Source organism: Streptomyces apricus (assembly GCF_008369065.1).
Taxonomy (GTDB): domain Bacteria; phylum Actinomycetota; class Actinomycetes; order Streptomycetales; family Streptomycetaceae; genus Streptomyces; species Streptomyces apricus.
The window spans coordinates 353,141-364,356 of sequence record NZ_VDFC01000075.1; the positions used below are offsets into that span (position 1 = coordinate 353,141).

Sequence of the window (11,216 nt, forward strand, 5' to 3'; positions counted from 1 at the left end):
CATCGACAGGAGGTAGCGCACCTCCGCGATGCAGGTCTCCTCGTCGTCGTAGGCGAAGTGCGCCACCCCGCTGGTCTCGGCGTGCACGTCCGCGCCGCCCAGACCGTTCTGGGTGATCTCCTCGCCGGTGACCGCCTTGACGACGTCGGGACCGGTGATGAACATCTGCGAGGTCTCACGGACCATGAACACGAAGTCGGTCAGCGCCGGGCTGTAGGCCGCACCGCCCGCGCACGGGCCGAGCATCACGCTGATCTGCGGGATCACCCCGGAGGCGCGGGTGTTGCGCTGGAAGATGCCGCCGTAGCCGGCCAGCGCGCTGACGCCCTCCTGGATGCGGGCGCCCGCACCGTCGTTGAGGGACACCAGCGGCGCGCCGGCCGCGATGGCCATGTCCATGATCTTGTGGATCTTCGTGGCGTGGGCCTCGCCCAGCGCACCGCCGAAGATGCGGAAGTCGTGCGCGTACACGAAGACCGTCCGGCCCTCGACCGTGCCCCAGCCGGTCACCACACCATCGGTGTAGGGCCGCTTGGCCTCCAGGCCGAACCCGGTCGCCCGGTGCCGGCGCAACTGCTCCACCTCGTTGAACGAGCCCTCGTCCAGCAGCAGCTCGATCCGCTCCCGCGAGGTCAGCTTGCCCTTGGCGTGCTGCGCCGCGGTCGCCTTGTCACTGGGTCCGCGAAGGGCTTCCGCACGGATCGCCTGCAGCTCGGCCACACGTCCGCGGGAGTCAGCGGGCTCGCCGGCCGAGGATTCGGTCTCGTCCAAAACGGTCATGTAGCGACCTTACGAAGTCCACCAAGGAAACAGGGCCGTCGACTCCGTACAGTCTCCGGCCCGTTTTACTGGTAGCACCGAACATAACCCCGGCCCCATGCAGGCGATCCGACTGCTCAGAGGGGTCGGGGCTTGTAGGGGTCGCACAAGACGCTCAGCCGAGAGTCACCTCACACTCAAGCGTTTCACAAGCCGTTCCGGGGGTGACGCGCAGCCTGAGCCGACGCCCGGTGGCGAGCACCTCGACGCCCGGGGCGGCCCGCAGGACCCGGCGCACGGGGTGGTCCCAGACGACCTCCAGGGCCTCTCCGGTGCGCGGCGGTTCGCTCACGCAGACCGTGGCGGTGCGACCCCGGCGGCGTACGAGCACGCTCGCGGCGGCCGAGGCGGTGAGGGGGCCCGCCGTCCCCGGCCGCCAGAAGTTGGCCGCGAGCAGTCCCAGGGCCGGTACGGAGACGGCCTGGCGGCCGGGGTCGTTGGCGAGGACCGACAGCCGGCGCCGGTCGGCGGCCCGGGCGGCGACCGTACGGCGCGAGGCGCCGGGCAGCACGGCATAGGCGTACGCGGCGTCCACCGGGTCGGTGCCGTGGTCCAGCCAGAGCGTCTGCCAGCGGCGGGTGCGGCGTTCGGTGGAGCTGGTGGTGTTGATGTCGGACCAGGCGCCGGTGCGGTCCTCCCGCAGGGAGCGCAGCCCCTCCCCCGCCCCGTCCAGCAGCACCCAGCCGCCGTGGCCCTCCAGATGCGCCCAGTCGCGGCCGCGTACGAAGGAGTGGGTGCCGCCCTCCCCCATGTTCCTGTTGTCCACGACCGTCTCGACCGGCACGCCGTCCGTGGCGGTGATCCCCGCCCCGAGGCAGACGATCGCGTCGTCGAGGCAGAACCACGACTTGCGGGCCCGGAGCGTCGAGCCGAGGCCCGCCAGATGCTGTCCGATCGCCGCGTACGTGCCGTCCGTGGTGCCGCCGACCCAGCTCACCGCGGGCTTCGGCTCGCCCCACTCGCCGCCCGCCCGGTCCGCGAGGCGCCGGGTGGACACGGTGGTGCCGGGGAGCCGGTACCAGTCGACGGTCGGCCAGAACCAGTCGGTGTACTGGTCGGAACGGCTGCCCGCGGCCCACCAGTAGAGCATTCCGGCGCCCGTGTGCCAGCCGCGCGGGTTCTCGCCGTTGCCGCACTCGTAGTACGCGATCCGTTCGCTCGCCATGGCGATGTTGGCGGTGAAGCCGGGGCCTGCCCCTGTGCCCGAGCCCGAGCCGGCGGCACCGGCGGCCCGGCCCCGGTGGACGGCCCGGTCCATGGCGGCGAAGAGGTGGTGGCCGGCCGGCTCGGGGGCGGCCGGCAGGTCCGAGCCGGCGACGGCGTGCAGGCGGGCCAGGTCGGCCACGCCGAACTGCCGTGCCGTCAGGAGCGGCGTGACGGTGTCCCGTTCGATCCAGCCCTTGATCCGCCCCTGCCAGCGCTCGCGCTGCGCCGCGCTCGCGCCCTGGGCGAGGAGCGCGATCGCGGCGATCAGCGCCTGGCCGTGGAAGTGGTCGCTGCGCATGACCTGCCGGTCGTCGCTCCTGAGGTAACCCCGGCTGATGGCGCGGCCGTTGACGCTGTCCATCATCAGCCCGTCGTGGATCAGCGGCGCGTAGGCCCTCTCCACGCTGTCGAGGACGATCTGCCGGCCCGGATCGGTCACCTCCCACGGCGACCCGGCGAGCAGCGCGAAGAGCCGGCCGAGCCCGTCGAGCATGACCTGCCCGTACGTCCCCGAGTACGCGACCCAGGTGTGCTGGACGAACGACCCGTCGGCGTAGAGCCCGTCGCCCTTCGTGACGTACGGGAAGACCGGCGAGAGCGCGTCGCGGGCGAGGGCGATCTTCTCGGGGGCGCGGCCGAGGATGCCGCGCAGGGCGACGGAGCGGCACAGGTCGACGCGGTTGGCGCCGGTCGAGGTGCCGGTGTAGTCGCCGAGCATGCTGTCGGGGACGAAGTGGTCGACGGCGGCGCAGGCCGCGGCGACCTGCGCGTCCGTCAGCTCGCCGTACAGGGCGGCCACGACGTCCATGAGGAGGCGGGGGCTGCCGATCTGCCACTCCCACCAGTTGCCGTAGCGGGTGGTGGAGGGGTGGTAGACGGTGGCGGAGAGGTGGTCGAGGCCGCGCAGGACGTCCGCGAGCAGTCCCGCGTCGCCGGTGGAGCCGGTGCCCTCCTGGACGTACGCCTGCGTCATCGTCCACAGCCTGCTGTAGCTCTGCGTGATGCCGGCCGGCGGGTCGTACGGGTGGCCGGACCACAGCGAGTTCGCCGCCGGCGCCATGGATGCCCGGAAGCCGCGGGCCAGTTCGCCGGTCTCGGCAAGGCGGTCGGCGTACGGCGGGGCGGCCGGGTCGTAGCCGGTGCCGAGGGCGATCTCCAGCCAGCGGCGGCGCAGCGTGTCGTACGGGTCGTCGTCCGCCGCGCGGGCGGCGGCGGACGCGGTCGTCGCGAGGAGCGGGGCGCCCGCGGTGAGCGCCGCCGCCAGCAGGACCGTGCGGCGGGTCGGAGTCATCTCCGGAGTCTCCTGGCTCTCGTGGGCGCCCGGCTCGTTCAGCAGCCGCCGCAGTTGTAGTACAGGACGTCCCAGTGGTTGCCCTCGTCCGCGTAGATGTTGCCCGAGCCCGACCGGTACTGCGGCGCTCCGTCGCCCCGCAGGCCGATGTAGGTGAACGTGTTCTTGACGTAGTTCGTGACGCAGGTGCTTTTGGCGTAGTCGAGCTTGTAGCCGTTCCAGTGCGAGTACGTGCCGCTCGCGTGGCCGGTCTCGGTGCCGCCGGTGATGTTGAGGGCGCAGCCGGTGGCGCTCTTCAGGGTCTGGGCGCCCTGGGCGGTGGCGAGGTTGAGCTGCGTGAAGGACGTACAGGTGGGGGTGTTGCGGTCCGAGCAGCCGCCGGAGGACGACCAGGTGATGCCCGACTGGCTGAACATCGAGGTCGCGGTGGCATGGCTGATCTTCGTGACCGCGGCCGCGTCGGGGGCGGCGGAGGCTCCCGTGGCGCCGCCGAGCACGACGGCGGCCGGGGCGGCGATCAGGACGAGGGCGCTCAGGGCGGAGCGGAGCTTCATGCGGGGCCTTTCCTGCGGGTGACCGTGCCGGCGACGCGTGTGCCGGCTGGGGGGAATCGGACGGCGGTGCAGGTGGAGCAAGGCGATGGTGCCCGAGGTCTACACGTGTCCACCAGGGGTCTGTCGAACGATCTTAGGAGTAGACCAATGACAACTGGGCGTAATCAGGACAACACGTCGTGAGCACAGTTGAAACCCGTAAGGAATAGGTCTATGGTCGCTCTAGTTGAACATTAAACAGCTTCGGCACAGGGCCGGGGCTCGTCCCCAAGGAGCCAGTCATGGGTATCTTCGGTCGCAAGGACTCTGACACCGCCACCGCTACCGCCACCGCCGCCGCGCCCGCCGCCGTGAACCCGGACCTGGCCGCCCTCACCGGCGAGTACACGATCGACCCGGCCCACTCCACGATCGGTTTCGTGGCCCGCCACGCCATGGTCACCAACGTCAAGGGCGGTTTCGAGGAGTTCACCGGCAGCCTGCACCTGGACGGTGCGAACCCGGCGCTGTCGACGGCGACCATCGACGTCTCGATGGACAGCATCAGCACCGGCTCCGCCGACCGCGACGGTCACCTGAAGAGCGCGGACTTCTTCAAGACGGAGGAGTTCCCCACGATGACCTTCCGCTCCACCTCGGCGGAGGCCCTCGGCGGCGACGACTACCGCATCACCGGTGACCTGACGATCCTCGGCACGACGAAGCCGCTCTCCATCGACCTGGAGTTCAACGGCGCCGCGAAGGACCCGTTCGGCAACGAGCGCGTCGGCTTCGAGGGCAAAGCCGAGATTCTGCGCTCCGACTGGGGCCTCACCTGGAACGCGGCCTTGGAGACCGGCSGCGTGCTCGTCTCCGACAAGATCAAGCTGACCTTCGACATCTCGGCGATCAAGAACGCCGCCTGACCCGGCCACGGGGCACCGCCCCGCCTCCCCCGGTCGAACACGCCCGCCCTCCGACTCCCCCGGGAACGGACGGCGGGCGTTCGGCTGCCGGGAGACGGCCGGGTCCGGCACCATGGGGCGCATGACCGGTCACGACGCGCACGGACGAGACGCATGGATCAGGGTCGCCGCGTACGAGAACGTGGCGGGGCGCCCGCAGCCCCTTGCCGCCGTGCGGGGTTGACTGCGCGAGCGCGGTGTCGACTGGATGCCGTTCACCGTCGCGGACGAGGTGCGGTGGGACCTCGCGTGCGGACGGGACGCGGACGGGCGGCCCCGCGGGTGGTTCCTCGTGTACGTGGCGGCGGACGCGCTGCGGCGGCTCGGGCTGCACCCCGGACAGCCCTCCTCCCGTGTCGACGGGCCCTCGCCGCCCGGCTGGTGGCACGCCGCCGGTGAGCGGTACGCGCGCGGGAGGGAGCCGGTGACCGGGTCCGGTGCCGGGTCCGGTGCCGGTGCCGGTGCCGGCGGGCGGGCGGATATGTGCGTGCGGGGCCGGCGGGACGCGCGTTAGCCTCCCGGCATGACCTGGCTGCCCGCTGACTTCGTCCATCCGCTGCGCGTCGACGTGCCCGGCGGGTACCACCTGCGGCCGATCAGCGGTGCGGACGCCGCGATCGACTACCCGGCGGTGATGGGGTCGCGGGAACGACTCTGGTCCATCTTCGGAGAGGCCTGGGGCTGGCCCGCCGCCACCATCACCTACGAGGCCAACAAGGCGGACCTGGAACGGCACGCGGCCGAGATCGAGGCGCACGAGTCCTTCAACTACGTGCTGTTCGACGAGGCGGAGAGCACCGAGTACGGGTGCGTCTACATCGATCCGCCGGAGAAGGCCGGTGCCGATGCCGAGGTCTCCTGGTGGGTCGTCGACGACCGGGTGGGGACCGCGCTGGAGCGGGACCTGGACGCCTTCGTGCCGCGGTGGATCGGCGGGGCCTGGCCGTTCGAGCGGCCCCGGTTCATCGGGCGGGACCTGTCGTGGAAGGAATGGCTGGCCCTGCCTGACCTGACCTGACCTGACGGCAACGCGCGCCGACCGGGCCCGGATCCCCGCACGGGGCACGCGCCCGGTCGTATGCAATTCCGGCTGACCGAATAGGACCGGCCGGTTCTCACCCCTTGTGGCGGCGCTCACACCGTTCCCATAATCCATCGACAGAAATTGACCGGTGCATGCCGCATTCTGCGTGACTTCTTCCTGTTCGACATGGCATGAGCCTGTCACTTCCACCCCCCACGGAAGGCATCACGGTGAAGAACCTCCTCAAGGCACTCAAGAGATGCGCGGTCGCGGGCGCCGCCGCCCTCGCGGTCATGAGCCTGCAGCCCCTGTCCACCGCGCAGGCCGCCCCGGCGCCCGTCGTCGGCGGCACCCGTGCCGCGCAGGGCGAGTTCCCCTTCATGGTCCGGCTCTCCATGGGCTGCGGCGGCGCGCTCTACACCCAGCAGATCGTGCTCACCGCCGCGCACTGCGTGAGCGCCAGCGGCAACAACACGAGCATCMCCGCCACCGCCGGCGTCGTGGACCTCCAGTCCACCTCCGGCCGGGTCCAGGTCAAGTCGACCAAGGTCTACCGGGCCCCCGGCTACAACGGCAACGGCAAGGACTGGGCGCTGATCAAGCTCGCGCAGCCCATCAACCTGCCCACGCTGAAGATCGCGACGACCACGCAGTACAACACCGGCACCTTCACCGTCGCCGGCTGGGGTTCGGCCAGCGAGGGCGGCGCCCAGCAGCGCTACATGCTGAAGGCCAGCGTGCCGTTCATCAGCGACGCCACCTGCCGTTCGTACAGCGGCTACAGCGGTCTCGTCGCGAGCGACGAGATCTGTGCCGGTTACGCCGCCGGCGGTGTGGACACCTGCCAGGGCGACTCCGGCGGCCCGATGTTCCGCAAGGACAGCTCCGACGCCTGGATCCAGGTCGGCATCGTCAGCTGGGGCATAGGCTGCGCCCGCGCCAACGCGCCCGGCGTCTACAGCGAGGTCTCGACCTTCGCCTCCGCCATCGCCTCGGCGGCGGCCACCCTCTGACCCGCCGCACCCGCGGTACGCGGTACGACGTCCACGTGCCCGGCGCCGGACGGCGCCGGGCCCGTGGGCGTACGGCAGTCCCCGCGGCCGTAGCCCGCCGCGTACGCCGGGCCGGTCATCATCGAGCCGAGCATCGTGCCGACGAGCAGGCCGGGCAGGATGCCCCCGCCGAAGTAGCCGCCCGCCCAGGGGCCGTACGCCGGACCCGCGTCCCAGTAGGGCCGCCGCCCGTACTCCGTGTCGACCTCGCGCACGGCGGGGTCGGCGCCCTCGGCCAGCCGGGTCCGGTCGGCCGCGCAGACGGGCACCTCGCGCGGCGCGCCGCCCGCCGGCGTCCAGGTCGCGTCGGCGACCGAGGGCCCGTGGCGCGGGTCGAAGAAGCAGGGGGCCCGGCGCTCGGGGACGGGCCTGCCCTCGCGGCGGGCGGCCAGCACGGCGAGGGAGAAGCGGCCGTCCTCCAGTGCCTGGGTGACGGCGCGCACGTCCTCGGGGCGGGTCGCCCCGGCCATGAAGTTCTTGGCCTTGTCGTAGGCGTCGAGGGAGCGCTCGTAGTCGGCGCGCATCGCGTCGTCCGCGCCGGCCTCCGCGGGGTGGAAGTCGAGCCGGTCGAGCTCCTCACCGAAGGCGGTGATGTCCTCGTCCACGACGACGCGCAGCCGTTCCAGCGCGGCCCGCTGCTCCGCCTCCCGCCTGCGGCGGTTGCGCCGCACGAGGGCGTACGCGCCGACGCCGCCCACCACGACCACCGCGCCGGCGCCGATCAGGGCGCCGGTGTCGACGGCGCCGCCTCCGCCGTCCCAACTGCTGGGCGCGGAGCCGCGGATGTTGGCGAGGGCCCGGTCGGTGAAGTGGTTCAACTGGGTCGTCGCGTCCTCGCCGCGGACGCTGGACACCAGGTTGCGCACGGCGGCGTTCGACAGGACCGAGGAGTCGGCCTTCGCGTCGAACCGGGTGCCGAGCCGGATCGCGTACAGGCCCGTGATGCCGGTGTCGGTGCGCAGATTCCGGAAGAGGTTCTCCGTGGGGAAGTCGCCGGGGAGGACGGCGACGAACACCGGCTTGTCCGCCTTCTCGATCTTCGCGGCCAGGGCGTCGGCGTCCGCGTCGGACAGCACCCGGGTCATGGACGGATCGACGTACACGGGATGTTCGCGCAGGGCCTCGGCCACGGTCGACACGTCCGAGGCGGCCCGGGCCTGCGCGCCCCCGGCACCGGACACCACCGTCCCGGCGAACGCGATCAGCAGAACGGCCAGCCCTCGTGCGAGCACACCTTCAAGTACGCCTTTCATACCTCCGAAGCTACTCCAGCCCTCTGACGCCTGCCTTCAGGGGCGCGGGGCCACGTCCGTACGCGGCTCCGCCGCGGGGCGCGGCCGGCCCCCACCGGGCCGCGGACACATGACGTCCGGGGCCCGGTGGGCGACCGGTCAGGCCGCCGTGTACGCGGCCGTCAGCTTCGCCACCGCCTGCGCGTACTTCCCCTTGAGCAGCAGGTGGTCCGCGTCGGCGAACGGCTTCGCGACCGCCGGCGTGATGTCCTGCCCGATCCTCTGCTGGACGAGCAGCCTCGCCTTGCCGACGATCGTGCGTCCCGCCTCTCCGGACCCGGTCCGCTCGGCCAGCGCGGCCGCGACGGCCAGGGCCTTCAGCGTGGCCTTCCCGCCCTCGGGCACCTTGGTGAGCGTGGTCAGCCCCCATCCGTACGGGAACTGCGGGTCGTACGACGCGTCGCCGACGTTGATCGGCAGCTGCGCCTCGGACTTCGGCCAGGTCATGGGCAGCTGCCCGGTGAAGGCCCGCTTCCCGTAGAGCACGTCCGCGACGCCGTCGCCCTCGGTGCCCGGCAGCCAGGACGCGACGAGCGCGTCGATGTCGCCGAGCCGGTCGCCGACGAGCTGCGGCCGGCCCGAGACGACCAGGACCACGCACTTCATGGCGCCGCACACCGTGTCGACGGCGGCCCGGTCGGCGGCGGAGAGGGCCAGGTCGTGTCCGTTGCCGACATCGCCGATGCCCTCCGCGTACGGGGTCTCGCCGACGACCACGACACCGACGTCGTGCCCGCCGGTGGGCGCCGACGCGTCCTTGGAGTACGTGACCGAGCCGGCGCCGGCCTTGCGGATGCCCTCCAGGACCGTCGTCCCCTCGGTGATGTCGCCGGACGAGCCCTGCCAGGTGACGGTCCAGCCGCCGCTCTGGTTGCCGATGTCGTCGGCGTTGGACCCGGCGACGTACACGTCCTGCGACTTCTTCAGCGGCAGCACGCCGCCCGCGTTCTTCAGCAGGACCTGCGACTTCGCGGCGGCCTCGCGGGCCACGGCGCGATGCTTCGCCGAGCCGATCGCCGAGGCACCGCTCGTGTCGGCGTACGGCTTCTCGAAGAGGCCCAGCTCGAACTTCTGGGTCAGGATGCGCGACACGGCGTCGTCGATCCGCTTCTCGCTCACGCGCCCGGCCCGCACCTCGTCCAGGAGCGTGGCGTGGAAGTCCTTGTACGCGTACGGGACCATGATCATGTCCAGGCCCGCGTTGATCGACGTGCGGACGTCGCTCGCGTAGTCGCCGGGGATCTGGTCGATGGCCTGCCAGTCGCTGATGACGAAGCCGTCGAAGCCCATGCGGCCCTTGAGGACGCCGTTGAGCATCGCCGCGTTGGCGTGCATCTTCACCGGGCCCTCGGAGTCGCCGAGGACGTCCAGCGAGGAGTACGAGGGCATGAAGGTGCCGACGCCCCGGTCCACCGCGTCCTGGTACGGGGCCAGGTGGACGGCCTCCAGCTCCTGCCGGGTGACCTTGGTGACGCCCTGGTCGATCGTGTACGAGCCGGTCGTGGACGAGCCGAACTCCGTACCGCCGTCGCCGACGAAGTGCTTGGCGGTGGCGAGGACCCTGTCGTTCTTCTTCAGGTCCCTGCCGTCGGCCGCGCCCTGGAGGCCCTGGATGACGGTCTCCATGGACTCGACCAGCGCCGGGTCCTCGCCGAACGACTCGTAGGTGCGGCCCCAGCGCTCGTCGCGCGCCACGCACAGGCAGGGCGCGAAGTCCCACGGGATGCCGGTGGCGCGGACCTCGGCGGCGGTCACCCTGCCCGCGTCGTGGGCGACCTGCGGGTCGCGGGTGGCGCCGATGCCGATGTTGTGCGGCAGGATCGTGGCGCCGGTGAGGTTGTTGTGGCCGTGCACCGCGTCCACGCCGTAGATCAGCGGGATCTGGAAGCGGGTCGCCTGGGCCCGCAGCTGGAAGCCGTCGATCATCTTCGCCCAGGCCTCGGGCGTGTTCGGGGTCGGCGTCGAACCGCCGCCGGAGAGCAGCGAGCCGAGGTCGTACGCGGCGATGTCGCCCGGCGCGGTGAGCGCGCCGCGCTCGGCCTGCGTCATCTGGCCGGCCTTCTCGGCGAGGGAGAGGCGGGAGAGCAGGTCGGCGACCCGCTTCTTCACCGGCAGCTTCGCGTCGAGGTACGGGAGTCCGTGGGCGTCGATGACGACCTGCGGGTTCTCGGCGGGCGCCTTGGCGCCGGTGACCGTCAGCCTCAGCGGGACGGTCTCGGCGCTCTCGGCCGCCTTGTCGCGCAGGGTCGCCACCGTGACGGTCCGCGAGGCGCCGGAGGCGGTACCGGCCGGGAAGGTCACCTCACCCTTGACCGGGGTGTAGTCCTTGCCGGACTCGCCGGTGCCGCCGGCCGTCTCGTACGCGACGGTGACCGGTTCCTCGATCGGGGCGGAGCCGGTGGTGGCGACCGTGATCTTCACGGCGGCCCGGCCGCCCTCCTTCACCGGGTACACGGCGGCGTCGGTGACGACGTTGGCGCGCAGCGCCTGGTCGGCCTTGCCGTACAACTCCACGCCGTCCATGGCGAACCGGTCCTCGACACCGACCGGGAGGGTGAGGGCGTACCCCCACATCTCAGTGAGGCCGAGGACCTGGTCGATGCCGCCGACGGGCTGGTAGTCCGTGCGGTAGGTGAAGTCGGTGAAGGGGAACTCCAGCAGCTTCCAGCCGGTGAAGTCGTCGGTGAAGGAGGTCGTCCAGAGCTCGGAGGCCTCGCCGTTGGCGCCGCCGTCCTTGAGCTCGAAGTTCACCTTCTTGCCGTTGCCCCGGCCGTCCCACCAGAAGCGGATGCCCTTGTGCGCGGACCAGTCGTGGGCCGGTTCGGCGAAGGCGAAGTCGTGGGTGAATCCTCCGTAGCCGCTGATCTCGTACGTGCCGGCGAGGACCTTGTCGCCCTGTGGGGCGTCGTCGCGGGCGGCGAGTTCCAGCGTGGGCGGGTCGTCGGTGTCGCTGCCCCAGGTGAAGATGCCCTCGGCGGGCGGGTTCGCGAACGGTATCTCGCCCTCGAAGTTGTCGACGGGCACGGGGGCGGGG

Annotated in this window: 9 protein-coding genes; 4 read left to right on the forward strand and 5 right to left on the reverse strand. The window is 71.8% G+C overall.

Annotated features, from left to right (window positions below; genetic code table 11):
• From FGF04_RS35220 to FGF04_RS35230, 3 genes are all read right to left on the reverse strand, one after another.
• The coding region (locus FGF04_RS35220) for an acyl-CoA carboxylase subunit beta (RefSeq protein WP_328596449.1) at positions 1 to 780 on the reverse strand (780 nt) is incomplete at its 3' end.
• 154 nt (positions 781 to 934) lie between these two features.
• Positions 935 to 3,316, reverse strand: a complete 2,382-nt coding sequence (locus FGF04_RS35225) for a polysaccharide lyase 8 family protein (RefSeq protein WP_149515435.1) — start codon at positions 3,314 to 3,316, stop codon at positions 935 to 937.
• 38 nt (positions 3,317 to 3,354) lie between these two features.
• Complete coding sequence (locus FGF04_RS35230) at positions 3,355 to 3,870, reverse strand: hypothetical protein (protein ID WP_149515436.1); 516 nt, start codon at positions 3,868 to 3,870, stop codon at positions 3,355 to 3,357.
• A gap of 281 nt (positions 3,871 to 4,151) precedes the next feature.
• Between FGF04_RS35230 and FGF04_RS35235 the strand changes: the two genes are divergently transcribed.
• The 4 genes from FGF04_RS35235 (at position 4,152) to FGF04_RS35250 (ending at position 6,851) form a co-directional block, all read left to right on the forward strand.
• Entirely contained in the window at positions 4,152 to 4,775 is a 624-nt protein-coding gene (locus tag FGF04_RS35235; RefSeq protein WP_149515437.1) for a YceI family protein, read from the forward strand.
• Positions 4,776 to 5,022: 247 nt separating this feature from the next.
• A complete protein-coding gene (locus FGF04_RS35240; protein ID WP_328596450.1) occupies positions 5,023 to 5,328 on the forward strand; it encodes a hypothetical protein in 306 nt (101 codons plus the stop codon).
• A gap of 9 nt (positions 5,329 to 5,337) precedes the next feature.
• Positions 5,338 to 5,832, forward strand: a complete 495-nt coding sequence (locus FGF04_RS35245; protein WP_149515438.1) for an N-acetyltransferase — start codon at positions 5,338 to 5,340, stop codon at positions 5,830 to 5,832.
• Positions 5,833 to 6,068: 236 nt separating this feature from the next.
• Positions 6,069 to 6,851, forward strand: coding sequence for a serine protease (locus FGF04_RS35250; RefSeq protein ID WP_149515439.1), 783 nt, complete (start codon positions 6,069 to 6,071; stop codon positions 6,849 to 6,851).
• On the opposite strand, the gene FGF04_RS35255 is transcribed toward FGF04_RS35250, so the two are convergent.
• Positions 6,794 to 8,143 carry a hypothetical protein gene (locus FGF04_RS35255; RefSeq protein WP_235882646.1) on the reverse strand — a complete coding sequence of 450 codons (1,350 nt, stop codon included), beginning with the start codon at positions 8,141 to 8,143 and terminating at the stop codon, positions 6,794 to 6,796. The two genes, FGF04_RS35250 and FGF04_RS35255, sit on opposite strands and share 58 nt — an antisense overlap.
• A gap of 138 nt (positions 8,144 to 8,281) precedes the next feature.
• Positions 8,282 to 11,216 (reverse strand): glycoside hydrolase family 3 protein (locus FGF04_RS35260; protein WP_149515440.1); only part of this gene is annotated, 2,935 nt, incomplete at its 5' end.